Here is a 25,902-nt window from a genome sequence, read left to right on the forward strand (position 1 = left end):
AACCCCCGGTCATTCAGATGGGGCTTCCCGCCCTGAGCAACAGCTATGGGCAACTGCCGGAGCGCTTCTTCGCGCAAACAGATCCGAAGCCGGTGTCCGAACCGCGGCTGATCCGGTTCAACCGGCCCCTCGCCGAGGAACTCGGGCTCGATGCCGACCAGCTTACCAGCCCGGATGGAGTGGCGATGCTTGCCGGCAACAGATTTCCGGAAGGCTTGCAGGCAATCGCCCTGGCCTATGCGGGCCACCAGTTCGGAAACTTCGTGCCTCAACTCGGCGACGGGCGCGCTCTGCTGCTTGGCGAAGTGGTGGACGTCAACGGCATTCGCCGTGACATCCAGCTGAAGGGATCGGGACCCACGCGGTTCTCGCGCAACGGTGACGGCCGCGCCGCCCTCGGCCCTGTCCTGCGCGAATATGTCGTCAGCGAAGCGATGGCGGCGCTCGGCATTCCGACGACGCGAAGCCTTGCGGCGGTGCTCACCGGCGACCCGGTCTATCGCGAGGTCCGGCTGCCCGGCGCCGTCCTGACACGGGTGGCGGCAAGCCATATCAGGATCGGCACGTTCCAATATTTCGCCGCGCGCCACGACACCGAGGCGCTCAAGATACTGGCCGACTATGCCATTCAGCGTCACTTCCCACAGCTGGCGGGGGAAGCACGGCCGTACCGGGCTTTGCTGGAGGCCGTTGTCGCCGCACAGGCGGGCCTGGTGGCGCGCTGGATGCTGGTCGGCTTCATCCATGGCGTCATGAACACCGACAATATGTCGATCTCGGGCGAGACGATCGACTATGGCCCATGCGCCTTCATGGACGCTTACGACCCCGGCGCGGTGTTCAGTTCGATAGACCGCGCCGGTCGCTATGCCTATGCCAACCAGCCTCGTGTCGCCACGTGGAACCTTGCGCGCTTTGCCGAGACCCTGCTGCCGCTCATGAGCACGGACGAGAATGAAGCAGTGTCTGAAGCGGAAGAGGTGCTGAGGTCGTTCCAGGCCTCCTATGAGGCTGTGTTGCAGCGCGGCTTCCGCACAAAACTCGGACTGCTGACCGAAGCGGAAGGCGACTTGCAGCTCGCTGCCGACTTTCTGGACGTGCTGGCTCACGGCGAAGCGGACTTTACGCTCGGCTTTCGGCGCCTGGGCGATGACCTCGACGCTGCGGACGGCCAAGGCACGGCGCGGCAGTTGTTTAAGGATCCAGGCTCATTCGATGCCTGGTCGGCGCGGTGGCGCCAGCGCATTGCAAGCGAAGCAGCCGACACGGCCACGCGCCGGGCAGCCATGCAATCCGTCAATCCCAAATTCATCCCCCGCAATCATCGCATCGAGGCGATGATCCAGGCGGCGTTGGGCGGCGACTTCACACCGTTCGAGGAGATCCTGGCGGTCGTCAGCCGTCCCTTCGATGAGCAGCCGGGAATGGAACGCTATGCTGAGCCGCCACGCCCGGATGAGCGCGTCCTGCAGACATTCTGCGGTACATGAGACATTCGTGATGGTCGCTTAACATGTGCAAATGCGGAAGACCCATTTACAAGCTATCGTCACGGGCACTCTCGTAGGGGCTGAGCTATGACGATCATAGAATTGGCATTCGAATTGCTGGCACGGAAGCTCGTAGACCGTACCGGAATATCAGACGAAGATGCTCGAGACCTTGTCGCAGCCATGGGAGCTGACTGGTCATCGCTCGTGCGAGCAGCGAGGGCGATCAAAGAGGCTTAGGTCTTTTGACGTCGTTTTAGCTGCCATCAGCTGCAGGCAGATCGGACCGGAGGATGCTGCCGCGATCCAGGCGCGACACCGCGCTCTTCACCGATCATGTCAGCAACGTGGTCAAGCACTGTATTTCGGTCGCCACTGAAGCCCGCTACGCAAGTCGCCGGAGCTCGCAATAAACTGCGATAGCAGCCCAGGCTTAGGATTTATATTGCAGGCCCGCACCACTGGCGGGGCGACGCGGGCGGGCCGCTGCCGTTCCTTGAAATCCGCGTTGGGAGTCAGATTCCGTCGGCACCGAAAAGCACAGGTGCTGACGAAGCAGACGGAACTTCCCCCCACGATCACGGTTTTGAGTCACGATGCCAACCCAAGGAGATGCAGATGTCGAGCAAAATGCCGCCCGTGCCGCCTGAGAACCAGAGCCAGAAGGGTCGAGGAGAAGGGCGACAGGTTAGCCACGATGATGCCCAGCACGGCACTCACGGAGCGCCGGATCCGGAGCGCCAAGGGCAGCAAGCCAACACCAAGGTCAACACCACTCATCAGGGCCGTCAGCAGGATCGGTGATCATGTCCACATCGAAGAAACACCCGAACACGATCCGGCAGGGCGGGCCAGGCGCATCGCACGAGAACGCCAGAAAACCCCTGCAGGTCAACAAACCCCCGGCGGATGAAAACCGTCGATCCAAAAGCCGAGTTTCAGGGGGTGGCGGTGAAAAGGACAGTCATCATTCGCACAATCCAGCCAAGAAGGGTAGCAACAGTTGAACCCACGCCTTGTGAATGATTGTGCTAAAGCGCGCCGCGTGTGCATGTCATTGTCTCACAACCGAGCCATTTTTTGAGTGACATGCATTGGCCGGACCAGGGTGAGGATCGGCGAGTCCAGACGCCCGGAAAAAAACGGAGGCCGTGGGCCCGCACCACTGGCGGAGCGATGCGGGCCCGGCCAAGGGTTACGGCCCTCGACCAGCAGCGAGGGGCTCGCTGCCGCATCCAGAACAAGCCCCGTAATTTCAGGTTCCGCTAATATACAAAAAAGCCGGCCACCTTTCGGCAGCCGGCCAGTTCCAACAGAACAAGGGAACGTGCACTGATGGGGCAGTGCAACGCCCGAAGTGTTTCGAGGCGACGATGTTCCACCGGAAATCCACAGATTCGCCGTTTCGATCTACATTGGCCGGATTGAAAGATCTTTGACGATCTCTCCCAAGTTCTCGCGGAGCCCGGTCCGACGTGTGGCGCCCTGTCTGCGCCTTGGCTCTCTATGCGGCCAGCAAGCTCATCTTTGAAGAATGCCCGCCGCGACTGCCGCGCGCGTCAAACACCGGCGTGCAATTGGTCGAGCGCGCGGCAGACCGGGGACGCGTCAAGTCGAGCGTCGGTCGACGTAGGTGTAGACGCCGGCCCCAATGGCGACCGCGCCGACCGTGATCACGATCGATGGCGCGCCCATCAAACTGGCAAAGACCGCCCAGATGAGGGCGATGACGATAGCGCCGAGTGTTCCCAGGATCAGTCTCGGCATTGTCTACCCCTCCACGTTCGGGCCGCCTGTGGATGGTCGTCACCCACCGGTCATGCGAAACGCCGCATGAAAGCACAGTGTGGCCCATGAGGTGAAGGGCCGCGCCGGAATACTCCGGTGCGGAAAAGATGATGCCCGCGCCGCCAAAGCCCGGGTGTTCAATAGCCAAATGGCTGGACCGGCGCCTAGCGCCTCAGCGCGTGGACTTCCGCCATGCTTTCGCCGCCCATCGGCAGGGCCATGTCATCATCGAGCAGCCGGGTGATGCGGGCAAAGCCCGTAAACGCCTTCCTGGCTGCTTCGGCCGACATTCTGCCCGACAGGGCCGCGGAGCAGCAATTCACGGCGCATTGATACACAGGCCCACGCCGTCCCAATGGCCATTTCTGCAAAAAGACCATCGCTTCGGCAACGCTATCGACTTCCTCGACGGGGTGTCCCTGCCCGCGCGCAATGCGCACGGGCGTAAAGAAATGCAAGCGGTCCATTTTGTTCTCTCCCTGGTCGGCCGCAGCGCGGACCAACCCTACTAAATTCGCGGATAGCGCGTTTGTTCCGCTTATTGCAAAAAAAATCTGCGCTGGTGGGCTTGGGTTGTCGACGCCCGCTTTTGTCCGGAACGTTAGGCCGGCTGATGCATTTCGCTCTCGTGATTGCCTTGAGGGACACGTTCAAACCATGCGGATAGCCCATGTCGCCCCTTTGCACGAATCGGTGCCACCCCTTCTCTATGGCGGCACCGAGCGCATCGTTTCCTATCTGACCGAAGGGCTGGTCGAACTCGGCCATGAGGTGACGCTGTTCGCCAGCGGCGACAGCCGGACGTCGGCCAGACTGATACCAGGACGTGAACGCGCGCTGCGCCTCGATCCGCGTCCGCTGAAATCGGACACGGCGGCGCATCTTGCGATGCTTGCCGATGTGAGGAACCGAGCCCACGACTTTGATATCATTCATTTTCATCTCAGCCATTTCCTGCATTTCTCGTTCTTCGAGACCATGCCGGACAAGACGGTGACGACGCCTCATGGCCGGCTCGATTATCTCGATCTGGCGCCAGCCTATGAGCGCTTTCCGCGCTTTCCGCTGGTCTCGATCTCACACAGCCAGAAGACCGGGCTTGCGAATGCCAATTGGCTGGCCACCATCCATCACGGGCTGCCGACGGGTCTCTATCAGCCGACCTTCCAGACGGCGGCGGGCGAACCATACCTTGCCTTTCTCGGCCGGCTTTCGCGCGACAAGCGGCCGGACCGGGCCATCGACATCGCCTTGCGGTCGGGCATGAAGCTCAAGCTGGCGGCCAAGATCGGCGACGATGATCGCGCCTATTTCCATGAGACGATCGAGCCCTTGATCGATGGCGACCGCATCGACTATGTCGGCGAGATCGCCGAGGGTGAGAAGACTGAATTCCTCGGCAATGCCGCTGGTCTCCTGTTTCCGATAGACTGGCCCGAGCCGTTCGGCCTTGCCGCGATCGAGGCGATGGCGTGCGGTACGCCAACCATCGGCTGGAACTGCGGTGCGTTGCCGGAAGTCATCGACCATGGCGTCACCGGATTTGTCGTCGATTCTCTCCATGCCGCGGTCGCCGCAGTGCCGGCCTTGCTGCAGCTCGACCGGCGAAAGGTGCGCGCCGTCTTCGAAAGTCGGTTCTCCGCCAACAGGATGGCGCGCGACTATCTCACTGCCTATGCGCGTCTCATCGGCGCCCCGGCTGAATCGAAAGCGTCGTGAACGACGGCGGACGTTCCGAGCCCGAAACAGAGATTTGTGACTGATGACCGAACTTGACGAGCGCAAGCTCGACCCTGCCGTGGCCCTTGCCTCCCTGGACGAAACCGCGCCGCGCGAGCCGCACCGGCTGTTTGCCCTAAAGCAAGGCGACTGTTTTGCCGTGGCCGACGCCTACGGCGATATCAGGGGTGCGGGCGACGGTTTCTTCCGTGACGACACCCGGGTGCTGTCGGAGTTCAGGCTCACCGTCGGCGGCCGGCAGACATCGCTGCTCGGCGCCTCGCTCAGCCAGGACAATGTGCTGTTCACCAGCAATATGACCAATTTGCCGATGCAAAGCGTCGGTGGCCGCGACATCCCGCAGGGCGCCATCCATATCGAGCGCGTCAGGCTGTTGTGGCAGGACCGGCTGTTCGAGCGCATCACCCTTTCCAACTACAGCCAGGAGCATTCGGCAATCCGCGTCTCGCTGCATTTTGCCGCCGATTTCCGGGACATGTTCGAGGTCCGCGGTTCGACCCGGCCGAAGCGCGGAATGGCGCATGCAGCGGAGATCGAGCCTGCCTCGGTGCTGCTGCGCTATGACGGACTGGACGGGCTGGCGCGGGTGTCTGCGATCTCGTTCTCGCAGCCGCCGGACCAGCTGAGCGCCGAGCGCGCGGATTTCCTCATCGCAGTGACCAAGCGCAGCAGCAAGATGCTTTACGTCGAGGTCGGCGCGGAACTGACCGAAACGCCCGACCGCGACCGCTTCCGGGCGGCCGCGGCGCGCGCCCGTTTCGGCATGCGGGCCAAGCGCCGCCATGGCGCGACGGTGCACAGTTCGGGTCGCGTCTTCAACGATTGGGTCGAACGCGCCCGCGCGGATGTCGCCTTGCTGACCACCGAGTTGTCGACCGGCCCCTACCCCTATGCCGGCATCCCCTGGTTTTCGACGGCCTTCGGCCGTGACGGCGTCATCTCGGCGCTGCAGATGCTATGGCTCAACCCCGGCCTGGCGCGCGGCGTGCTTGCCTTCCTCGCCCAGCACCAGGCGACCGAGACATCGCCTTTCAGCGACTCGCAGCCCGGCAAGATCATGCACGAGACGCGCAAGGGCGAGATGGTGGCGCTGCAGGAACTGCCTTTCGGCCGCTACTATGGCGGCGTCGATACCACGCCGCTCTACATCCACCTCGCCTGCGCCTATGCCGAACGCACCGGCGACATGGACTTCATCGCCAGCCTGTGGCCGTCTCTCTGCGCCGCCGCCAAGTGGACGGAAGAGGCGAGCCGCGCAACCGGCTTCGTCACCTATCAGCGCGCTGCCGAATCCGGCCTTGCGAACCAGGGCTGGAAAGACAGCTTCGACTCCGTCTTCCACGCCGACGGGCGCATTCCCAAGGGGCCGATCGCGCTGGTCGAAGTGCAGGGTTATGTCTTCGCCGCCTTCAGGGGCCTTGCCGCTCTCGCCCGCCGCCGGGGCGAGTTCGCGCAGGCCGAGCACTGGGAAAATCGCGCCGAAGAGATGCGGATCGCCGTCGAGCGTGATTTCTGGCTGGACGATCTCGGGTTCTATGCGCTGGCGATCGACGGCGCCGGAGAGCCGTGCAAGGTGCGCACCTCGAATGCCGGACACCTGCTCTATGTCGGCCTGCCCGAACCGGCGCGGGCTAAGATGGTCGCCGACCAGTTGCTTTCGGCCTCCTTCCACTCCGGCTGGGGGGTGCGAACGCTTTCCGACGATGCTGTGCTGTTCAACCCGATGTCGTACCACAATGGTTCCATCTGGCCGCATGACACGGCGATGTGCGGCGCCGGCCTGGCGCGGTTCGGCGAGCGTGACAGCGTGGTGCGGCTGATGAGCGGCACGTTCGAATCCGCCGTGCACTTCAACATGCGGCTGCCGGAACTGTTCTGCGGCTTTACCCGCTCGCCGGGTGAAGCGCCGATCGCCTACCCCGTCGCCTGCCTGCCGCAAGCCTGGTCGGCAGGCTCGGCCTTCATGCTGATGCAAGCGTGCCTCGGTCTGGAAATCGACGGCTGGAACGGCGAAATCCACGTCACTCGACCCCGTTTGCCGATCGGCATCGATACGCTGACGCTCAGGCATCTGGGTGTCGGCGAAAAGAGGGTCGATCTTACCTTCCAGCGCGTCGGCGACCGCGTCGTCGCCTTTCTCGCCGACCGCCATGAAGGGCTGGTTCCGCTGATCGTGCGGACATGATCGGAACGGCTTTCAACGGGAACCGATCCCAGGGTTTGTGCGTTGCAAAAACACAGGTTCTCACGGGCGATCGTCGCTGCGAACACTCAAAATCGAACCATGAAGAAAAAGGCCCTGACGGCCAAAATTGAGTTGGAATTGGAATGACTGATTATGGCATGGCCCTGCTCTGGGTCTTGATCCTTGCAAGCCTTGGCCTTTCGATTCTAGCCGTTCTGTTATCGATCTCCAGGCAACGTCGTAGCCATAGCTTGACGGTTGCATCGACTGCCGGCGAGGACGTCGCATCGGAAGCGACGCGCAAGGTCTTGCGGGAGTTCGAGAAGAACGGACAATCTCCCGACGCGGCGCTGGTGAACTGGTCGCCCGACACCTTGCGCAAGATACTTGCCGACGACCTGCCGGACGCGCAGGTCATCGTCGTCTCGAACCGAGAACCCTATATCCACAACATCAAGGACGACGGCGTCGAGCTTCTGGTGCCGGCCAGCGGCTTGGTGTCGGCGCTTGAGCCTATCACCCGCGCCTGCAGCGGCACCTGGATCGCCTATGGTGGCGGATCAGCGGATCGTCTGACGGTCGACAGCAACGATCGGGTTCAGGTGCCGCCGGACAATCCGTCCTACACGCTGCGCCGCGTGTGGCTGAGCGACGACGAATATCAGGGCTATTATCTCGGCTTTGCCAATGAAGGGCTTTGGCCGCTCTGCCACATCGCCTTCACCCGGCCGGTCTTTCGTGCCTCTGACTGGGAGGCCTATGAGGCCGTCAACCGCAAATTCGCCGATACGGTGGTTGCCGAGGCTCGCAATGAGCGGCCGATCGTGCTGGTTCAGGATTACCATTTCGCGCTCCTGCCGCGCATGATCCGCGAGCGCCTGCCGGAGGCGATCATCATCACCTTCTGGCACATCCCGTGGCCGAACTCCGAAGTGTTCAGCATCTGCCCATGGCGCGAACGCGTTCTTGATGGACTGCTCGGGAGCTCGATCATCGGCTTTCACACCCAGTTTCATGCCAATAATTTCACTGAAAGCGTAGACCGGTTCCTGGAAAGCCGCATCGAGCGCGCCGACGCCGCGATCTCGTATGGCGGGCGGGCGACCCTGGTGCACGCCTATCCCATCTCCATCGAATGGCCGGCCGAACTCCTGGCCAAACTGCCACCGGTCGAGGAAAGCCGCGCCCGCCTGCGTGAGCGGTTCGGCCTGTCGGCGGACGTCAAGCTGTGCGTCGGCGTCGAGCGCCTGGACTACACCAAAGGCATCCTCGACCGCTTCCATGCGCTGGACGAATTGTTTACGCGCCACCCCGAGTGGATCGGCAAGGTAGTGTTCCTGCAGATTGCTGCCCCAAGCCGCGGCACGCTGCCGGCCTACCAGCAATTGCACGATGAATGCCTGCGTTATGCCAACGAACTCAACCAGCGCTACGGTCATGACGGCTACAAGCCCGTGGTCATGGTGGCTGAGCACCATTCGCAGCAACAGGTCTATGAGATCTATCGCGCCGCCGACATCTGCATGGTCACCAGCCTGCATGACGGCATGAACCTCGTAGCCAAGGAATTCGTCGCCGCGCGTGACGACGAACAGGGCGTGCTGTTGCTCAGCACATTTGCCGGCGCGTCGCGCGAACTGCTGGAAGCACTGATCGTCAATCCTTACGACGCGGCGATGATGGGCCAGGTGCTGCTGCAGGCGCTGACCATGTCACCGGACGAACAGCGCGAGCGCATGCGCCCGATGCGGGAAATAGTGCGCGACAACAATGTCTTTCGCTGGGCCGGCAGCATGCTGCTCGATGCGGCGCGCCTACGCAAACGCGGCGACCTCGAAAGAGCGACAAGTGTCGCCGAGCGGCCCGCAAACACCGACACCAACATCGTCTCGCTGTTCGACCGCATGCGGAAGGTGGCGTCATGAATAGCCTGTCGAAAGCACCGGGCCTGCCAGCCGCACCCGACCTGCCGGAAGGACAATGGGCGCTTTTCCTCGACATCGACGGCACGTTGCTGGAGCACGCCGCGCACCCCGACGCCGTGTCCGTGAGCGACGAACTGCGCAACCTCCTAGGCGCCGTCGACAAACGGCTGGACGGCGCCGTCGCCTTTATCACCGGCCGCTCGGTCGAGGGCGCCGACCGCCTGTTTCATCCGTTGAAGCTGCGTGTTGCCGGTCTCTATGGGCTGGAACACCGGCTGACGCCGGACGGCGCGGTCGTTACCGCGGATGCTCCCGCCGATATCGCTGCCCTTGCCGACGCCATCGAGGCCGAACTCGATGACGGCCTTGTTCATATCGAGCGCAAGGGTCCGATCCTCGCCATCCATACGCGTGCGGCGCCGCATCTGCTGGCCAGGGCAACGCATCTTGTCGAACAGGCTTTGACCGAGCTTCCCAAGGGCTATCTGGTTATCCCGGGCAATGCCGGCGTCGAACTCATGCCGCTCGAAGCGGCCAAGGGCGCTGCCGTGCGGCGTTTCATGGCAATCCCGCCCTTTGCCGGACGCCGGCCGGTCTTTCTCGGCGACGACACCGCCGACGAAAACGGTTTCGAGGCGATCAACGAGGCCGGCGGCATCTCGATCCGGGTCAAGCCGCGTGGGCCGACCGTGGCCCAATACAGGCTCGATGATGTCACCTGCGCGATAGCTTGGCTTGCCGCCAATTTCGACGCATCACCGGCCCTCAACCGCAAAGCGTCCTGATCCCTGCCGTCTGCGGGTCGAATCAAGATCGCCGCGATTGCGCCGACCTTCGCCAAAAGCCGATCGATAAGCGCTGTTCTCATTGAATATCTTTAAGGCCAAAGCCGGCAAATGGATTGCTTGCCGGTTCCCCTGCGTCAGGCATAACCTGCGCAGTCGACGCGTGAGGGCGCGTGCGGCATCAAGGGGAGGACATCGCAGTGACCATACAAGGCGCATCACCTGATCTATACAATGAGGATCTGGCTCCGGCCAAAGTCCGAAACTGGGGGCCGTTCTCGATCTTCAACGTCTGGACGTCGGACGTCCACAGCCTCTGGGGCTATTATCTCGCCGCAAGCCTGTTCCTGTTTTGCGGCGGCTTCGTCAATTTCATCATCGCCATCGGCATCGGTTCGCTGATCATCTACGCGCTGATGAACATGGTCGGCTATGCCGGCGTGAAGACCGGCGTGCCCTACCCCGTGCTGGCGCGCGCGTCCTTCGGCATCTGGGGCGCCAACATTCCGGCCCTGGTGCGCGCCATCGTCGCCTGCTTCTGGTACGGCGCGCAGACGGCAGCGGCATCGGGCGCGATCGTGGCGTTGCTGATCCGCTCGCAATGGTTCGCCGATTTCAACGCCAACACGCATTTCCTCGGCCATACGGGTCTGGAAGTGATCTGTTTTGTGGTCATCTGGGCACTGCAATTGCTGATCATCCAGAACGGCATGGAAACGGTGCGCCGCTTCCAGGATTGGGCCGGCCCGGCGGTGTGGGTGATGATGTTGATCCTGGCGATCTATCTCTGTGTAAAATCCGGGAGATTTGCCTTTACCAGCGACATCCCGATGGATGTGCTGCTCGACAAGACAAAGGATGCCGGCGTACCCGGAACCCCTGGCTCCTGGACGTCGCTGTTTGCGGTGGCGGCGATCTGGGTCACCTATTTCTCGGCGCTCTATCTCAATTTCTGCGATTTCGCCCGCTATGCCCCAGACAAGGCATCGCTGCGCAAGGGCAACATCTGGGGCCTGCCGATCAATCTCATCCTGTTCTCGCTGGTCGCCGGCGTGACCACCATCGCTGCCTTCGACGTGTATGGCGAAGTGCTTCTGCATCCCGACCAGATCTCGGCGAAATTCGACAGCTGGTTCCTGGCAGCGCTTGCAGCCCTGACTTTTGCCGTGGCGACGCTCGGCATCAATGTGGTGGCAAACTTCGTCTCGCCGGCCTTCGACTTCTCCAATGTCTTTCCCCGGCAGATCGACTTCAAGAAGGGCGGCTATATCGCAGCTGTGATCGCGCTGGTGCTCTATCCCTTCGCGCCGTGGGAAGGCAGTGCCGCATCTTTCGTCAACGTCATCGGCGCGACGATGGGGCCGATCTTCGGGGTGATGATGGTCGACTACTATCTGATCCGGAAGGGCGAGGTCGACGTCGAGGCACTGTACCGCGAAGATGGCGAGTTCCGCTTCCAGGGCGGCTGGCACGTCAACGCCTTCATAGCAGCCGGCATCGGCGCCATCTTCTCCTCGGTCCTGCCGAACTTCACCAACCTGCTGCCGGCATGGTGGGGCGTTTATGGCTGGTTCTTCGGCGTCGGCATTGCAGGGGTCATCTACTACGTCCTTCGCACCGCCGCCCTTGGCGCAGGGGCCAGGACGGCGAAGGCGTGAAATGAGAGATAGGGAGTAGTCAGTAGTCAGTAGGGGAATAGTATAATCCCTACTCCCTACTCCCTACTCCCTACTCCACCATCTCAGCCAACCTCCGCACCGTGTTCCAGTTGCGTGCGGTGCCGATGCCCATGCGCTTGTGGTTCATGGCAGCGAGCAGCCGCGAGCTTGGCCGCTCGCGCGAAAAGACGACCCAGATGTCGCCGTCGACCGAAGCCACCTTCTCGTCCTCGGCGGCATAGGCCTGGAGCGCGGCCACACCATCCGCTGGCGCTGGCTTGCGCATCACCCGCACAGCCACCTGATCGCCTGCCTCGGCAGAGTCGGCCGGGAATGGGTTGCCGGCGGCAAGTTTCAGCCAATCCTCGGCAGTGCGCACGATGATGACGACATTGCGGCCGAAGGTTTTTTCGAAGGCCGTTTCCAGCCGCTGTTCCAGCTTGGCGATGCCGGTCGCCCGTGTCTCGAAGACCAGATTGCCGGTCGCCACCAGGGTGCGCGGGTTCTTCAGCCCAAGCTGTTCTGCCATCGCCTTGAGGTCGGCCATGACGACCCGGCGGCCTTCGCCGAGGATAATGCTGTAGAGCAGCGCAACATAGGTTTGCATGGCAACGCGGCCTGCTTATACCAGCCGCGACTGGTCCACCGCGGCCGAGATGAAGCTGGCGAACAGCGGATGCGGCTCGAGCGGCCGGCTCTTCAGCTCCGGGTGATACTGGACGCCGATAAACCAGGGATGGTCGGGATATTCGACCGTTTCCGGCAGCACACCGTCGGGCGACATGCCGGCAAACACCAGGCCGCAATCCTCAAGCCGCTCCTTGTAGTCGATGTTGACCTCGTAGCGGTGGCGATGGCGCTCGGAAATCTGGGTGTCGCCATAGATGTCGGCGATCTTCGAACCCTTGGCGAGTTCAGCCTGATAGGCGCCGAGCCGCATGGTGCCGCCGAGATCGCCGGTTTCGCGGCGCTTCTCCAGCATGTTGCCTTTCAGCCATTCGGTCATCAGGCCGACGACCGGCTCGTCGGTCGGACCGAATTCGGTCGACGAGGCGTGTTCGACGCCGGCCAGCGAGCGCGCCGCCTCGATGCAGGCCATCTGCATGCCGAAGCAGATTCCGAAATACGGCACCTTGCGCTCGCGGGCGAATTTCGCCGCCAGGATCTTGCCTTCCGAGCCGCGCTCGCCGAAGCCGCCGGGCACCAGGATGCCGTGCACCTTTTCCAGCCACGGCGTGGGGTCTTCCTTCTCGAAAATCTCGCTCTCGATCCAGTCGAGCTTGACCTTGACGCGGTTGGCCATGCCGCCATGCGACAAAGCCTCGATCAGCGATTTGTAGGCATCCTTGAGGCCGGTGTATTTGCCGACAATGGCAATCGTCACCTCGCCTTCCGGATTGTGGATGCGGTTGGACACGGCCTGCCAGGGCTCCATGCGCGGCTTCGGCGCCGGATCGATACCGAAGGCGGCCAGCACTTCCGAATCGAGCCCTTCCTTGTGGTAAGCCATCGGCACGTCATAGATGTGGGGCACGTCGAGCGCCTGGATGACGGCACTTTCGCGCACATTGCAGAACAGCGACAGTTTTCTGCGCTCTTCCTTGGGGATGGCGCGGTCGGCGCGGACCAGCAGGATATCGGGCGCGATGCCGATGCCGCGCAGTTCCTTGACCGAATGCTGGGTCGGCTTGGTCTTCAGCTCGCCGGCCGTCGGGATGTAAGGCATCAAGGTCAGGTGGACATAGACGGCGTTGTTGCGCGGCAGATCGTTGCCGAGCTGGCGGATAGCCTCGAGAAACGGCATCGCCTCGATATCGCCAACCGTGCCGCCGATCTCGCACAGCACGAAATCATAGTCGTCATTGCCGTCGAGGACGAAATTCTTGATCTCGTCGGTGACGTGCGGAATGACCTGCACGGTGGCGCCGAGATAGTCACCGCGCCGTTCGCGCTCGATGATGTTCTTGTAGATGCGGCCGGTGGTGATGTTGTCCTGCTGGTTGGCCGAGCGGCCGGTGAAGCGCTCGTAATGGCCAAGATCGAGATCGGTCTCGGCGCCGTCATCGGTGACGAAAACCTCGCCATGCTGGTAAGGCGACATCGTTCCGGGATCGACATTGAGATAGGGATCGAGCTTTTTGATGCGTGCGCGATAGCCTCGCGCCTGCAAGAGAGCCCCAAGGGCCGCTGCAGCGATGCCTTTTCCAAGTGAGGAAACCACGCCGCCTGTGATGAATACATATCGCGCCATGGGAGTCATCGCTTAACGCGGCCGAATTGATTCCGCCAGAGAAAAAACCGCCGCTGAGGCTTTTTCCAGAGAAGGCGCGATAGTCCCGAGGTTCGAGACTGGTGTTTTGGTCAAAACAAAAGGGCCGGCAAAAGCCGGCCCTTTCGGCAGGTTTGTGAAAGCGTCAGATGATGACGACCTTGGTGCCGACCCTGACGCGGCTGTAGAGGTCCATGACGTGCTCGTTGATCATGCGGAAGCAGCCATTGGAAGCGCTGGTTCCGATCGACTGCGGCGCGATGGTGCCGTGGATGCGCAGATGCGTGTCCTTCTTGCCATCGTAGAGATAGATGGCGCGGGCGCCGAGCGGGTTCTGGCCGCCGCCGGGCATGCCGTCCTTGTACTGGCCATAATGCTTGGGTTCTCGCTTCTGCATGTCGAGCGTCGGGATCCAGCGCGGCCATTCCTGCTTGTCGCCAACGGCAACCTTGCCCTTGAACTGCAGGCCTTCGCGGCCGACCGCGATCGCATAGCGGCGGGCGGTGAAAGCCGATTCGACGAGGTAGAGGCGGCGCGCGCTGGTATCGATGACGATCGTACCCGGCTCGTAGCCGCTGAATTCGACGTCCTGCGGCACGAATTCCGGCTTCACCTTGAACTGTTTCTTGGCTTGCCGCTTGGCGAGAGCCTGGTCGAGAGCGCGCGTCTCGGGGAGATAGGCAATGGACGAGGCAGAGGACGTGCCGCCGAACAGGCCGGCGAACAGTCCGCCACTCGTCGGCTTCTGGCCCGGGGCCTCGCTGCGCAATTCGCCATTGTTGCCGGTCAGCGCGATATTCATCGCTTCGGCCGGAAGCGGTTCGGCCGATTCGATCGGCTCGACCGGCGCGATCGGGTCAACCGGAGCGATGATCTTGGTGATCTTCTTGCCTGGCTTGGCGTCAGCGATCACCACCGGCTTGCCCTTGCTGGCCAGGAACGCCTGGCGCTGGGCGTCGGCCCTGGCTTTCGCCGCATCGCGCATCGCCACCTTGCGGGCCTCGAGCGCCTTGACGCGGGCGAGATCCCTGTCGGCGGCGATCTTGTCTTCGAGCTTGCTGATCTGAGCCAGATCATCCGGGCTCGGGTTTTTCTTCTTCTTGAGAAGCTTCAGCTGCGTCGCATCGCTCTTGGCGGCGACGTTGATGACAGCGGTTTTGCCAACCGCCTGCGGTGAGGTCATTGCCGGAGTGCCGGCGAAGGCCGCGGAGCTCATGCCGAATACGGCACAAAACCCCATGAAAATGAAGCTGCGAAGCTGCATGGCGAAGATCCGATCGTTCAATGCTTGTTGCCCACGGCGTCGCCCGGCGCCCCCCAAGGGCGCAGAAAGTGCCGCCGGCAATCTATAATCGAAGTGGCGTACGGGCCTCAAGCACGGGGTGCCGTCGAATCTTCGTGATCGTGTGCCATTTGCCGCGACTGTGTTGAAACAACAACAGATCGCGGCATCTGACCGTACCGACTACTGGTTCGGAACCTGCGGCGTGACCGGCAAGGTAACGCCATTGGTAGCCGGCGGCGCAGCCGAATCGGTTGCAGGTGGCGTCGCCGGAGATGGAGCCGTCGCCGGGGCTGTGGTGGCGGGAGCCGTCGCGGGCGGCGTCGTGGCGGCGCCGTTGGCCGCGGGCGCGGCCGGTGCGGTGTTGCCCGAAGGCGGCGTCGGCGCCGTCGTGCCGGGCAACTGATTGAGCACGCCGTTGCCGCTGTCGGCCGGCACGCGGTCGAGAATGTCGATCGGTTTTTCGCCATAGCGGGCAACGATCGAGAGTGTCAGCGACGTCACGAAGAAGGCCGCGGCCAGGATCGCCGTCGCCCGCGTCAGCGCATTGGCGGCGCCACGCGCGGTCATGAAACCGGAACCGCCGCCAATGCCGAGACCACCGCCTTCGGAGCGTTGCAGCAGCACCACGCCGACAAGGGCGAGCACGACCATGAGGTGGATGACGATCAGTACGGTTTCCATATTTTATCCTGGCAAGCCCTGCCGCTCCCTGGCGATCAGGGCCGGTGATTTGGAGGCGGCTCAATACAATGCTTTGACGGCATTTCCAAGCCCGTGGCCGGAATATGGGAAGCAATGCGCCCTTTGCAACGATTTCCGCCGAACTGCTGCGTTCATAAGTCTATGACCGAACTGGTCGGCAACGAAATTCCGGGGCCTACGAGATATTCTGGTATGCCTCGGCGATGGCGAGAAAGTCGGACGCCTTCAGGCTGGCGCCGCCAACCAGCGCGCCATCGACGTTTTTGACGCCTAGCAGTTCGACAGCGTTGGACGCCTTGACCGAGCCGCCATAGAGGATGCGCATCTTGCCGGCCACGGCTGCGCCGAGCGCTTCCGCCAGTTTTTGGCGGATATGCGCGTGCGCCTCCGCCACGTCTTCGGCGGTCGGCGTCAGGCCGGTGCCGATAGCCCATACCGGCTCGTAGGCGATAACGGTGTTGGCGGGCGTTGCGCTCGGTGGCACCGAGCCGGCGACCTGGCGCGATAACACGTCGAGTGCTGTGCCCGCTTCGCGCTCGGCCTTGGTCTCGCCGATGCAGATGATGGCGACGAGCCCTGCCCGCCACGCCGCCGAGGCCTTGGCGAGGACGATGGCATCGTCCTCGCTGCGCTGTTCGCGGCACTCGGAATGGCCGACAATGACGTGGCTGGCGCCCGCATCCTTCAGCATCTCGGCTGAGACGCAGCCGGTGAAGGCGCCGCTTTCCTTGATGTGGCAGTCCTCGCCACCGGCCCGCACCGGCGTGCGCGACAGGATTTCGACGGCGCGCGACAGTAAGGTCGCCGGCACGCAGACCAATGCTTCGGTCTCTGCGTCGAGCCCGCTCATGAAGCCGTTGCCGATCATCCTGAGCTCGTTCAGCGAAGCGCTGGTGCCGTTCATTTTCCAGTTGCCGGCAACGAGCGGTCGAATTCCTGGCGTCATGGGGATCTGGTTCTCCGGGCGACATTGGGGTCTCGCCCTCCCTATCAAAATCAGGCCACAAAGCAATCGACAGTGAGCCGGAAGGGCGCTATTGCGCTTGTTTCAGACTCGGGCGCACGCAAAACTGCGCAAAAATCGGAAGTAACAATGCTTGGTATATTGAGAAGCGCGGCAGGGACCTGGGTCGCGAAAGCCCTGCTGTCGCTGCTGGTGTTGAGTTTCCTTGCCTGGGGCGTCACCACGCGGATGACGGGCGGCTTCCTGGCTGGCCATCATGCGGTGATCACCGCCGGCAGCACCACCGTGTCGATCACCGAGTACCGCCTCGCCTACGATCGCCAGATCGCCATGCTGCAGCAGCAGATCGGCCAGCGCATCAGCCGCGACCAGGCCAAGGCCTATGGCATCGACAACCAGGTGCTGGCTCAGTTGGTGTCCGGCGCCGTCCTTGACGAACAGGCGCGCAAGCTCGGGCTTGGCTTCTCCAAGGACAGGCTGGCCGAACTGACGCGGCAGGAACCCGCCTTCCAAGGCCCGAATGGCCAGTTCGACCGCCGGCTGTTCGAATCCCGGCTGCGCGAACTGGGAATGCGGCCGGAGGATTATCTGAAGAACCGGGCTCAGGTGGCGGTGCGCCAGCAGATCGTCGAAGCGGTTTCGGACGGCCTCAAGGCTCCGGACACCTTCTTCAAGGCAGTTGCGCTCTATCGGGGCGAAGACCGCACCATCGACTATCTGATCTTGCCAAAGGCGTTGGTGGAGCCCATCGAGGCGCCATCCGACAGCGTGCTTCAGGCTTATTTCGAGGCCAACAAGAAAACCTACGCGGCGCCAGAATACCGCAAATTCTCCTATGTCCGGCTCGAGCCCGAAGACATCATGGATGTCAGCGCCGTAACGGACCAGCAGGTCAGCGACGACTACAACAAGAACAAGGGCCGCTACACCACGCCGGAAATGCGCACCATCGAACAGCTGGTGTTCCCTTCCGCGGACGCCGCCAAGGCGGCATCCGATTCGCTGAAGACGGGCGCCACTTTCGACAAGATCGTCACCGCGCAGGGCAAGACCCCGGCCGACACGCTGCTCGGCACGCTCTCCAAGGATAAGATCACCGACAAGGCGGTCGCCGATGCCGCATTCGCGCTTGCCGTCAACGAAGTCAGCCCGGTCGTCCAGGGCGCGTTCGGTCCGGTGCTTTTGCGCGTCACCGAGATCAAACCGGAAACGGTGAAGCCGCTGGCGGAAGTGTCAGACCAGATCCGAAAGGATCTGGCGCTCGGCGAAGCAAGCCGCATCCTGCTCGACGTGCACGACAACTACGAAGACACCCGCGCCGCCGGCAGCACGCTGGCCGAAGCCGCCGCCAAACTGAAGCTCAAGGACGTCACCGTCGAGGCCATAGACCGCACCGGCCTCAAGCCGGACGGCACCATCATCAAGGACCTGCCGGCATCGCCGGACCTGATCAAGGCGGTGTTCGAGGCCGAGCCCAACACCGAGAATCAAGCCCTGACCACGCCTAACAACGGCTTCGTGTTCTATGAACTGACATCGATCACGCCGGCTCGCGACCGCACGCTGGACGAAGTCCGCCAGCGCGTGGTGGCGGACTGGACGACAGAGGAAACGACCAAGCGGCTGACCGCGAAAGCAGACGAACTCGACAAGCGCCTCAAGGCTGGCACCACACTCGACGTCATCGCCGGCGAACTGAAGCTTGAAAAGCAGACCAAGCGCGGCGTGAAGCGCGAGGCCGACGATGTCGATTTCGGCAAGGAGGGTGCTGCTGCGATGTTCGGGGTCGGCGAAGGCGGCACCGGGCTGATCCCCTCGCCCACCGGCGACGGCCAGATCCTGTTCAAGGTCGCCGAAGTGTTCGAGCCGGCCGGAGCCGACGCCAGCTCGGTACCCGACGATGCGCAAAAATCCTTCACGCAAGGCATGTCCGACGATCTGCTCGACCAGCTGGTGGCGCAGTTGCAGACGCAGTACGCCGTCAGCGTCGACCAGGCCGCCGTTTCCCAAGCCCTCGCCCAATGAATGGCCTTAGCCCAATGAACGTCTTGGCCCAATGAGCGCCCTGAAGACCCATATCGCCAAGGTCGCCACGGGAACCGGGCTTACCTTCGAGGAAGCGCGCGAAGCTTTCGACATCATCATGTCTGGCGACGCGACGCCGGGCCAGATCGGCGGCTTCCTGATGGCGTTGCGCGTGCGCGGGGAGACCGTGAGCGAGATTTCCGGCGCCGTCGCCACCATGCGTGCCAAGATGCTGCGCGTCGAAGCTCCTGAGGGCGCCATCGACATTGTCGGCACGGGCGGCGACAATTCGCATTCAGTCAACATCTCGACCGCTTCGGCCTTCGTCATTGCCGGCTGCGGCGTGCCGGTCGCCAAGCACGGCAATCGCGGCCTGTCGTCGCTGACGGGCGCTGCCGATGTGCTGGTCGCGCTCGGCGTCAAGATCGATATCCTGCCAGAGGTGATCGGCCGCTGCATCCAGGAGGCCGGCGTCGGCTTCATGTTCGCGCCAGCGCACCACCCTGCGATGAAGCATGTCGGCCCGACCCGCGTCGAGCTCGGCACGCGCACCATCTTCAACCTGCTCGGACCGCTGTCCAATCCGGCCGGCGTCAGCAGGCAGATGGTCGGCGTGTTCCTGCCGGAATGGATCGTGCCGGTGGCCGAGACATTGAAGGCGCTGGGCACCGAGCATGCCTGGGTCGTCCATGGCGACGGCTATGACGAGATCACTACCACCGGCGAGACTGTGGTTGCGGAACTGGCCGGTGGCGAGATCCGTCATTTCACGCTCACCCCGGAAGCGGTCGGCCTGCAGCGCCACAGCAAGGACGAGCTGCGCGGCGGCGATGCCGCCTACAATGCCAAGGCGTTGCGCGACATGCTGGGCGGTGCTGCCGGCGCCTATCGCGATACGGTGCTGATGAATGCCGGCGCCGGCATGGTGGTAGCCGGCAAGGCGACGACGCTTGCCGACGGCATGGCCGCGGCCACACAGGCCATCGACAGCGGCCGGGCGCTGGGCGTGCTCGACAGGCTGGTCGAGATTTCGAACGGGTGAGCCGTGGCTGACATTCTGCGCAAGATCGAGGCCTACAAACGCGACGAGATCGCGGCGGCGAAGGCGCGGATACCGTTGGCCGAGATCAAGGCGCGAGCCAAGGATGCCGACGCACCGCGTGGCTTTCTGAGGGCGCTTGAGGCGAAGCGCAGATCGGGCAGCTTCGGCCTGATCGCCGAGATCAAAAAGGCAAGCCCTTCCAAAGGCTTGATCCGTGCCGATTTCGACCCGCCCGCACTGGCGCAGGCCTATGAGAAAGGCGGTGCCGCCTGTCTTTCGGTGCTGACCGATGCGCCATCCTTCCAGGGCGCGCCGGAATTTCTCACCAATGCACGGAAGGCAGTGTCCCTGCCCGCGCTGCGCAAGGATTTCCTGTTCGACCCTTACCAGGTCTACGAGGCTCGCGCATGGGGCGCCGATGCCATCCTGATCATCATGGCCAGCGTCGATGATGCCTTGGCGAGCGAATTGGAAGCGACCGCGTTCGAACTCGGCATGGACGCGCTGATCGAGGTGCATGACGAGGCCGAGACGCAGCGCGCGGTAAAACTCTCGTCGCAGCTGATCGGCATCAACAACCGCAATCTCAGAACATTCGAGACCAGCCTCGAGACCTCGGAACGGCTGGCATCGATGGTGCCGGGCGGCCGATTGCTGGTCAGCGAGAGCGGAATTTTCACCCACGACGATTGCTTCAGGATGCAAAAGACCGGCATCAGCACCTTCCTCGTCGGCGAGAGCCTGATGCGGCAAGAGGATGTCGCTGCGGCAACGCGGCTGCTTTTGACAGGCAAGGCGAAAGCAGAGGCCATCTGAGGATGGCAGCCGCCCTCACCCATCTCGGCGCCAAGGGCGAGGCCAACATGGTCGATGTCGGCGACAAGGCGGAGACGACGCGCACGGCGGTCGCCGAGGGCTTTGTCTCGATGCGGGCCGAAACGCTGAAAATGATCCTCGACGGCAACGCCAAGAAGGGCGATGTGCTGGGCACCGCGCGCATTGCCGGCATCATGGCTGCCAAGAAAACGCATGAGCTGATTCCGCTCTGCCATCCGCTGCTTTTGACCAAGGTGTCGGTCGACATCGAGCCGGACACCACGCTGCCCGGCCTCAGGGTCACCGCGCTTGCCCGCGTCACCGGCAAGACCGGGGTCGAGATGGAGGCGCTGACCGCGGCGTCGGTGGCGTGCCTGACCATTTACGACATGGCCAAGGCGGTCGACCGCGCCATGGTGATTTCCGGCATCAGGCTGGTGGAAAAGACCGGCGGCAAGTCCGGCAACTACAAGGCGGGTTCGTAAATGGCGCTGGTTCCGGTCGCCGAGGCGCTTCAACGCCTCCTCGACGGCGCTGTGGCGTTGCCCGGTGAAAGCGTCGCGCTGGCGGATGCGGCCGGCCGGGTGCTGGCGGAGCCGGTCGTGGCGCTGCGTACCCAGCCGCCTTTCAATGCATCTGCCATGGACGGCTATGCCGCACGGGCGCAGGATGTGGCGTCCGCTCCGGCGAGGCTTTCGGTGATCGGCATGGCGCCCGCAGGGCGGGGCTTTAACGGCACTGTCGGCAAGGCGGAAGCCGTGCGCATCTTCACCGGCGCGCCGCTGCCGGAAGGCGCAGACACCATCGTCATCCAGGAAAATGTCCGCGATCTCGGCGGTAGCCGGATCGAGGTCACCGAGCCGACGGCGAAGAACCGCAATATCCGCCGCCTTGGACTGGATTTTGCGCAAGGCGACGTGCTGCTGGAAAAAGGCCGCGTGCTCGATCCGGCTGCATTGTCCCTGGCGGCATCGGCCAATCATCCCCGGTTGAACGTGGTGCAACGGCCGCTGGTCGCCATCATCGCCACCGGCGACGAATTGCTGCCACCGGGCAGCGAACCTGGCCCCGACCAGATCATCTCGTCCAACGCCTATGGCGTCGCTGCTGTGGCGCAGTCGGTCGGCGCTCGCGCGCTCGATCTCGGTATAGCGGCCGATCGCAAGGAAGCGATCGCGGCGCTGGTGAAAAAGGCGGTCGATGCGAAAGCCGACGTCATCGTCACGCTCGGCGGCGCCTCGGTCGGCGACCATGATCTCGTCCATGACGTGCTGACCGGCGAAGGCATGAACCTCGACTTCTGGAAGCTCGCCATGCGCCCGGGCAAGCCGCTGATGTTCGGGCGGCTGGGCGATATCAGGTGCATCGGCCTGCCCGGCAATCCGGTGGCGAGCCTGGTCTGCTCGCAATTGTTCCTGAAGCCGCTGTTGGCGCAGCTCGGCGGCCGTCCCCACCGGCAGGACATCCGCCAGGCTCAGCTTGGCGCCGCGATGCCGGCCAATGATCTAAGGCAAGACTATGTGCGCGCCGTGGTCCGGGAAGAAGCCGGCGCATTGGTGGCGACGCCGTTCGGCATCCAGGATTCCTCGATGCTGAGAATGCTGGCCGACGCCAACGGCCTGATCGTGCGCGAGCCCTTCGCTCCGGCGGCAGAAGCAGGCGCCGCTTGCAGCGTTCTGATGTTGCGCTGAAGGTCGCGGATCCAAGCCGTTAATTCCAAGAGACAAGACTGGTTGTTACTCCGCCAGCAATGTCCGCGTCAGCGGATGTGTCGGATCGGCAAGCCCGTCGACGATGCTGAAATGATGCCGGTCCGGCTCGACCACTGTGCTGGTCGTGGCGCCGAGGCCGATCCAGATGTTGGCAAGCAGCGCATTCTGGCGCAGGAACTCCGCCCGCTCGCCGCCGCCGGCCCAGCAGGTGATGCGCGCGCCCTGCATGGGGCGCAGCAGAACCGGGCTTTCGGCCAGTGCTTCCGCTTCATCGATGGCCAGTGTCGCGTTCATCCCCGTCCGCATGATCGGCCGCAGATCATGAACCCCGGAGATCGAGACGACATTGCGTATGCGGCCGGCCACATCGGCGGCCAGAGGCGTCGTTGTCGTCACCATCCTGGAGGCGAGATGGCCGCCGGCGGAATGCCCGGTCAGGATCACCGGCCCGCCGACCATCGTCGCCGCCTTGCCGATCGCCGCCGCGATTTCCCTGACGATGCCGGAAATGCGTATGTCGGGACAAAGCGTGTAAGTCGGCATTGCCACGGCAAAGCCATTGGCAACCGCGCCGTTGGCCAGATGCGACCATGGCTTGTTGTCGAACGCCTTCCAGTAACCGCCATGGATGAAGACGACGAGCCCTTTGGGCATGACATCGGGAAGGAACAGATCGAGCCTGTTGCGTGGACTGTCGCCATAGGAGATGTCGAGCTTGGCCCGACCGGACGCCGACATTGTGTCGCGAAAAGCCTGTGCCGGTGTGTCCCACGCGGCCGGCCAGCGATTGCTGGCGGCAATGTTGTCGCCGTTGGCGTAGGCATTGTCCCAATCGGCAACACGATGTTCGAGCATCTGCATCCCTCCCGGATGGCTTCAGTTCAGTCGACAGGAATGGCCGCCGAACAGGGCGGCGTCAATGCTGCGACCTAAAAACATTTTAGGCTTGAAACAAATTTCGACTGGTGCGATCCTGCGCCTTGTTCAGCCATGGGCGCGAGGCAGACAGGGGCAGCCGAAAATGCTTGGGCCATCAGCGCATATCGACACATTCACGCGTGACAACCTGCCGCCGCCGGAGCAATGGCCGGAGTTTTTGCTCGACGGCTTCGACTATCCCGACCACATAAATGCCGGCGTCGAATTGACCGACAGGCTGGTCGAAAAAGGCTTCGGCGACCACACCGCGCTGATCGGCAATGGCCGCCGCCGCACCTACAAGGAACTGTCCGACTGGACCAACAGGCTCGCCCATGCGTTGGTCGAGAATTACGGTGTCAAGCCGGGCAACCGGGTGCTGATCCGCTCGGCCAACAATCCGGCCATGGTCGCCTGCTGGCTGGCCGCCACCAAGGTGGGCGCGGTGGTCGTCAACACCATGCCGATGTTGCGTGCCGGCGAACTCGCCAAGATCGTCGACAAGGCGGAAATCACGGTCGCACTTTGCGATACAAGGCTGATGGACGAGATGACCGCCTGCGCCAAGGGCAATGCGTATCTCAAGCAGGTCATTGGCTTCGACGGCACGGCCAACCATGACGCGGAACTCGACCGAGCCGCCCTCGACAAGCCGGTCACCTTCACTGCCGTCAACACCGGCCGCGACGATGTCGCGCTGCTCGGCTTCACCTCCGGCACCACCGGCGTGCCGAAGGCGACGATGCATTTCCACCGCGACCTGCTGATCGTCGCCGACGCCTATGCCCGCGAAATCCTGGAGGTGACGCCCGACGACATCTTCGTCGGCTCCCCGCCCCTTGCCTTTACCTTCGGTCTTGGCGGGCTCGCCATCTTCCCGCTGCGCTTCGGCGCCGCGGCGACGCTGCTGGAACAGGCGACGCCACCCAACATGATCCACATCATCGAGACCTACAAAGCGACCATTTCCTTCACCGCTCCAACCGCCTATCGGGCCATGCTCAAGGCCATGGATCAAGGCGCTGACCTGTCCTCGCTGCGCGTCGCGGTTTCGGCGGGCGAGACGCTGCCGGCGCCTGTCTTCGAGGAATGGACTGAGAAGACCGGCAAGCCGATCCTCGATGGGATCGGCGCCACCGAGATGCTGCATATCTTCATCTCCAACCGCTTCGACGACATGAAGCCGGCCTCCACCGGCAAACCCGTCGGCGGCTATCAGGCACGCATCGTCGATGACGAGATGCGGGAGTTGCCGCGCGGCTCTACTGGCCGGCTGGCGGTGCGCGGCCCGACCGGCTGCCGCTACATGGCCGATGCCAGGCAAAAGGACTATGTCCGCGACGGCTGGAATCTCACCGGCGATACGTTCACGCAGGACGAGGATGGCTTCTTCCACTTCGCCGCGCGTTCCGACGACATGATCGTCAGCGCCGGCTACAACATCGCCGGCCCCGAGGTCGAAGCGGCGCTGCTCTCGCATCCCGACGTCGCCGAATGCGCGGTGACCGGCGCCGAGGACGGTGAACGCGGCCAGATCGTCGAGGCGCATATCGTGCTTGTGCAAGGCGTTTCGCCGGACGCATTGACCGTCAAACGCCTGCAGGACCACGTCAAGGCAACGATCGCGCCCTACAAATATCCGCGTTCCGTGAAGTTCATCGACGCCTTGCCCAAAACCCAGACCGGCAAGATCCAGCGCTTCCGGTTGCGCGCGGAGAAGATCAATTGATTAAGCCGCACGATCCGGCGTCCGATGGCGCGCAGATGTCGTTCAAGGAGCGGATGTCCTACAGCGACTATCTGCAGCTGGACAAGGTGCTCGATGCGCAGGCGCCGCTGTCTTCTGCCCATGACGAGATGCTGTTCATCATCCAGCATCAGACATCCGAATTGTGGATGAAACTGGCCCTCCACGAGATCGGCGCCGCGATCCGCTCGATCCGCGCCGACCGCCTCGAACCGAGCTTCAAGATGCTGTCGCGTGTCGCGCGCATCTTCGAGCAGCTCAACAATGCCTGGGACGTGCTGCGCACGATGACGCCAAGCGAATACACCGAGTTTCGCGACGCGCTCGGCCAATCCTCGGGCTTCCAGTCGTGGCAGTACCGCGCTATCGAGTTCATGGCCGGCAACCGCAACCTTGCCATGCTCGGGCCGCACAAGCACCGGCCCGACCTTACGGACAGGCTGGAAGCCATCCTGGCCACGCCGTCGCTCTATGACGAGGCGCTTCTGCTTTTGGCGCGCAATGGCTTCGACATCGGCGCCGACGCCAGTCGCACGGACTGGCGCGAGACGCGCGTCGAGAACGAAGACGTGCTGGCTGCCTGGCAAACCGTCTACCGCGACCCGCAGCGCTACTGGATGCTCTACGAACTGGCCGAGAAGCTGGTCGACTTCGAGGATTATTTCCGCCGCTGGCGCTTCAACCACGTCACCACGGTCGAGCGCATCATCGGCTTGAAGCGCGGCACGGGCGGCACCTCAGGCGCCTCCTATCTGAAGAAGATGCTGGAGGTCGTGCTGTTTCCGGAGCTCTGGACGGTCCGCACCCGGCTCTAGAGCATTTCACCGTTTAACGGAAACGGCGAAATGCTC

At 63.1% G+C, this 25,902-nt stretch carries 23 protein-coding genes; 15 read left to right on the forward strand and 8 right to left on the reverse strand.

The window, feature by feature from the left end; translation table 11 throughout:
* Positions 1-17: 17 nt before the first annotated feature.
* The 3 genes from X771_RS148655 (at position 18) to X771_RS1000000166860 (ending at position 2,497) form a co-directional block, all read left to right on the forward strand.
* Positions 18-1,490, forward strand: a complete 1,473-nt coding sequence (locus X771_RS148655; RefSeq protein WP_023688549.1) for a protein adenylyltransferase SelO — start codon at positions 18-20, stop codon at positions 1,488-1,490.
* Between the two features lie 618 nt (positions 1,491-2,108).
* Positions 2,109-2,294: a hypothetical protein gene (locus X771_RS148650; RefSeq protein WP_023688550.1), complete on the forward strand. Its 186-nt coding sequence runs from the start codon at positions 2,109-2,111 to the stop codon at positions 2,292-2,294.
* Positions 2,295-2,296: 2 nt separating this feature from the next.
* On the forward strand, positions 2,297-2,497 hold the full coding sequence (locus X771_RS1000000166860) for a hypothetical protein (protein WP_084566774.1): 201 nt from the start codon (positions 2,297-2,299) through the stop codon (positions 2,495-2,497).
* Positions 2,498-3,098: 601 nt separating this feature from the next.
* Here the strand turns inward: X771_RS1000000166860 and X771_RS1000000168175 are convergent.
* Both X771_RS1000000168175 and X771_RS148645 read right to left on the reverse strand, forming a co-directional pair.
* The gene (locus X771_RS1000000168175; RefSeq protein WP_023672685.1) at positions 3,099-3,257 is read right to left on the reverse strand and encodes a hypothetical protein; all 159 of its coding nucleotides are present in this window, start codon (positions 3,255-3,257) and stop codon (positions 3,099-3,101) included.
* A 185-nt stretch (positions 3,258-3,442) separates the two neighbouring features.
* Positions 3,443-3,745, reverse strand: a complete 303-nt coding sequence (locus tag X771_RS148645) for a DUF982 domain-containing protein (protein WP_023688551.1) — start codon at positions 3,743-3,745, stop codon at positions 3,443-3,445.
* A 190-nt stretch (positions 3,746-3,935) separates the two neighbouring features.
* Here X771_RS148645 and X771_RS148640 point away from each other — a divergent pair, with 190 nt between their 5' ends.
* The 5 genes from X771_RS148640 to X771_RS148620 all read left to right on the forward strand — a co-directional run bounded on the left by X771_RS148640 (position 3,936) and on the right by X771_RS148620 (position 11,571).
* Positions 3,936-4,997, forward strand: a complete 1,062-nt coding sequence (locus X771_RS148640) for a glycosyltransferase family 4 protein (protein WP_023688552.1) — start codon at positions 3,936-3,938, stop codon at positions 4,995-4,997.
* Between the two features lie 43 nt (positions 4,998-5,040).
* Entirely contained in the window at positions 5,041-7,203 is a 2,163-nt protein-coding gene (locus X771_RS148635; protein WP_023688553.1) for an amylo-alpha-1,6-glucosidase, read from the forward strand.
* Between the two features lie 143 nt (positions 7,204-7,346).
* Positions 7,347-9,128: a trehalose-6-phosphate synthase gene (locus X771_RS148630; RefSeq protein ID WP_023688554.1), complete on the forward strand. Its 1,782-nt coding sequence runs from the start codon at positions 7,347-7,349 to the stop codon at positions 9,126-9,128.
* A complete protein-coding gene (gene otsB / locus X771_RS148625; protein WP_031202747.1) occupies positions 9,125-9,913 on the forward strand; it encodes a trehalose-phosphatase in 789 nt (262 codons plus the stop codon). The genes X771_RS148630 and otsB overlap by 4 nt, the downstream gene beginning before the upstream one ends.
* Positions 9,914-10,113: 200 nt before the next feature.
* Entirely contained in the window at positions 10,114-11,571 is a 1,458-nt protein-coding gene (locus tag X771_RS148620; protein ID WP_023688556.1) for an NCS1 family nucleobase:cation symporter-1, read from the forward strand.
* Between the two features lie 70 nt (positions 11,572-11,641).
* On the opposite strand, the gene X771_RS0134240 is transcribed toward X771_RS148620, so the two are convergent.
* The 5 genes from X771_RS0134240 to tpiA all read right to left on the reverse strand — a co-directional run bounded on the left by X771_RS0134240 (position 11,642) and on the right by tpiA (position 16,773).
* Complete coding sequence (locus X771_RS0134240) at positions 11,642-12,178, reverse strand: DUF1697 domain-containing protein (RefSeq protein WP_023702848.1); 537 nt, start codon at positions 12,176-12,178, stop codon at positions 11,642-11,644.
* A 15-nt stretch (positions 12,179-12,193) separates the two neighbouring features.
* Positions 12,194-13,831, reverse strand: a complete 1,638-nt coding sequence (locus X771_RS148615; RefSeq protein ID WP_081725397.1) for a CTP synthase — start codon at positions 13,829-13,831, stop codon at positions 12,194-12,196.
* A 154-nt stretch (positions 13,832-13,985) separates the two neighbouring features.
* Positions 13,986-15,104, reverse strand: a complete 1,119-nt coding sequence (locus X771_RS148610; protein ID WP_023688557.1) for a L,D-transpeptidase — start codon at positions 15,102-15,104, stop codon at positions 13,986-13,988.
* 201 nt (positions 15,105-15,305) lie between these two features.
* Positions 15,306-15,806: a preprotein translocase subunit SecG gene (gene secG / locus X771_RS148605; RefSeq protein WP_023688558.1), complete on the reverse strand. Its 501-nt coding sequence runs from the start codon at positions 15,804-15,806 to the stop codon at positions 15,306-15,308.
* Positions 15,807-16,002: 196 nt separating this feature from the next.
* The gene (gene tpiA / locus X771_RS148600; RefSeq protein ID WP_023688559.1) at positions 16,003-16,773 is read right to left on the reverse strand and encodes a triose-phosphate isomerase; all 771 of its coding nucleotides are present in this window, start codon (positions 16,771-16,773) and stop codon (positions 16,003-16,005) included.
* 147 nt (positions 16,774-16,920) lie between these two features.
* On the opposite strand from tpiA, the gene X771_RS148595 reads away from it, so the two are divergent.
* Genes X771_RS148595 through glp form a run of 5 tightly spaced genes read left to right on the forward strand, consistent with a single transcriptional unit; the run spans position 16,921 to position 22,365 of the window.
* The gene (locus X771_RS148595; protein WP_023688560.1) at positions 16,921-18,816 is read left to right on the forward strand and encodes a peptidyl-prolyl cis-trans isomerase; all 1,896 of its coding nucleotides are present in this window, start codon (positions 16,921-16,923) and stop codon (positions 18,814-18,816) included.
* A gap of 31 nt (positions 18,817-18,847) precedes the next feature.
* The gene (gene trpD, locus X771_RS148590; RefSeq protein WP_023688561.1) at positions 18,848-19,858 is read left to right on the forward strand and encodes an anthranilate phosphoribosyltransferase; all 1,011 of its coding nucleotides are present in this window, start codon (positions 18,848-18,850) and stop codon (positions 19,856-19,858) included.
* Positions 19,859-19,861: 3 nt separating this feature from the next.
* Entirely contained in the window at positions 19,862-20,674 is an 813-nt protein-coding gene (trpC, locus tag X771_RS148585; protein ID WP_023688562.1) for an indole-3-glycerol phosphate synthase TrpC, read from the forward strand.
* Positions 20,675-20,676: 2 nt separating this feature from the next.
* Positions 20,677-21,159 carry a cyclic pyranopterin monophosphate synthase MoaC gene (moaC, locus tag X771_RS148580; protein ID WP_023688563.1) on the forward strand — a complete coding sequence of 161 codons (483 nt, stop codon included), beginning with the start codon at positions 20,677-20,679 and terminating at the stop codon, positions 21,157-21,159.
* Positions 21,160-22,365 (forward strand): gephyrin-like molybdotransferase Glp, encoded by a 1,206-nt coding sequence (gene glp / locus X771_RS148575; RefSeq protein ID WP_023688564.1) that lies wholly within the window; start codon positions 21,160-21,162, stop codon positions 22,363-22,365.
* Positions 22,366-22,410: 45 nt separating this feature from the next.
* Here the strand turns inward: glp and X771_RS148570 are convergent, their stop codons facing one another.
* Positions 22,411-23,241, reverse strand: a complete 831-nt coding sequence (locus X771_RS148570) for an alpha/beta hydrolase (RefSeq protein WP_023688565.1) — start codon at positions 23,239-23,241, stop codon at positions 22,411-22,413.
* Positions 23,242-23,407: 166 nt separating this feature from the next.
* Here X771_RS148570 and X771_RS148565 point away from each other — a divergent pair, with 166 nt between their 5' ends.
* Together X771_RS148565 and kynA are read left to right on the forward strand one after the other, a co-directional pair.
* Positions 23,408-25,033: an AMP-binding protein gene (locus X771_RS148565; RefSeq protein WP_023684707.1), complete on the forward strand. Its 1,626-nt coding sequence runs from the start codon at positions 23,408-23,410 to the stop codon at positions 25,031-25,033.
* Positions 25,030-25,866 carry a tryptophan 2,3-dioxygenase gene (gene kynA, locus X771_RS148560; RefSeq protein WP_031202749.1) on the forward strand — a complete coding sequence of 279 codons (837 nt, stop codon included), beginning with the start codon at positions 25,030-25,032 and terminating at the stop codon, positions 25,864-25,866. Before X771_RS148565 ends, kynA begins: the two co-directional genes overlap by 4 nt.
* Positions 25,867-25,902: the final 36 nt, after the last annotated feature.

It is taken from the genome of Mesorhizobium sp. LSJC269B00 (genome assembly GCF_000502815.1).
Taxonomy (GTDB): domain Bacteria; phylum Pseudomonadota; class Alphaproteobacteria; order Rhizobiales; family Rhizobiaceae; genus Mesorhizobium.

What these genes read in the sequence shown, in the direction of transcription:
- tpiA (WP_023688559.1), bottom strand. Translation starts at nt 16,773, where the DNA reads ATGACGCCAGGAATTCGACCGCTCGTTGCCGGCAACTGGAAAATGAAC.
- trpD (WP_023688561.1), top strand. Translation starts at nt 18,848, where the DNA reads ATGAGCGCCCTGAAGACCCATATCGCCAAGGTCGCCACGGGAACCGGG.
- X771_RS148570 (WP_023688565.1), bottom strand. Translation starts at nt 23,241, where the DNA reads ATGCTCGAACATCGTGTTGCCGATTGGGACAATGCCTACGCCAACGGC.
- secG (WP_023688558.1), bottom strand. Translation starts at nt 15,806, where the DNA reads ATGGAAACCGTACTGATCGTCATCCACCTCATGGTCGTGCTCGCCCTT.
- X771_RS148595 (WP_023688560.1), top strand. Translation starts at nt 16,921, where the DNA reads ATGCTTGGTATATTGAGAAGCGCGGCAGGGACCTGGGTCGCGAAAGCC.
- moaC (WP_023688563.1), top strand. Translation starts at nt 20,677, where the DNA reads ATGGCAGCCGCCCTCACCCATCTCGGCGCCAAGGGCGAGGCCAACATG.
- X771_RS148645 (WP_023688551.1), bottom strand. Translation starts at nt 3,745, where the DNA reads ATGGACCGCTTGCATTTCTTTACGCCCGTGCGCATTGCGCGCGGGCAG.
- X771_RS1000000166860 (WP_084566774.1), top strand. Translation starts at nt 2,297, where the DNA reads ATGTCCACATCGAAGAAACACCCGAACACGATCCGGCAGGGCGGGCCA.
- otsB (WP_031202747.1), top strand. Translation starts at nt 9,125, where the DNA reads ATGAATAGCCTGTCGAAAGCACCGGGCCTGCCAGCCGCACCCGACCTG.
- X771_RS148635 (WP_023688553.1), top strand. Translation starts at nt 5,041, where the DNA reads ATGACCGAACTTGACGAGCGCAAGCTCGACCCTGCCGTGGCCCTTGCC.
- X771_RS148655 (WP_023688549.1), top strand. Translation starts at nt 18, where the DNA reads ATGGGGCTTCCCGCCCTGAGCAACAGCTATGGGCAACTGCCGGAGCGC.
- X771_RS1000000168175 (WP_023672685.1), bottom strand. Translation starts at nt 3,257, where the DNA reads ATGCCGAGACTGATCCTGGGAACACTCGGCGCTATCGTCATCGCCCTC.
- X771_RS0134240 (WP_023702848.1), bottom strand. Translation starts at nt 12,178, where the DNA reads ATGCAAACCTATGTTGCGCTGCTCTACAGCATTATCCTCGGCGAAGGC.
- X771_RS148615 (WP_081725397.1), bottom strand. Translation starts at nt 13,831, where the DNA reads ATGACTCCCATGGCGCGATATGTATTCATCACAGGCGGCGTGGTTTCC.
- glp (WP_023688564.1), top strand. Translation starts at nt 21,160, where the DNA reads ATGGCGCTGGTTCCGGTCGCCGAGGCGCTTCAACGCCTCCTCGACGGC.
- X771_RS148565 (WP_023684707.1), top strand. Translation starts at nt 23,408, where the DNA reads ATGCTTGGGCCATCAGCGCATATCGACACATTCACGCGTGACAACCTG.
- X771_RS148630 (WP_023688554.1), top strand. Translation starts at nt 7,347, where the DNA reads ATGACTGATTATGGCATGGCCCTGCTCTGGGTCTTGATCCTTGCAAGC.
- X771_RS148610 (WP_023688557.1), bottom strand. Translation starts at nt 15,104, where the DNA reads ATGCAGCTTCGCAGCTTCATTTTCATGGGGTTTTGTGCCGTATTCGGC.
- X771_RS148650 (WP_023688550.1), top strand. Translation starts at nt 2,109, where the DNA reads ATGTCGAGCAAAATGCCGCCCGTGCCGCCTGAGAACCAGAGCCAGAAG.
- X771_RS148640 (WP_023688552.1), top strand. Translation starts at nt 3,936, where the DNA reads ATGCGGATAGCCCATGTCGCCCCTTTGCACGAATCGGTGCCACCCCTT.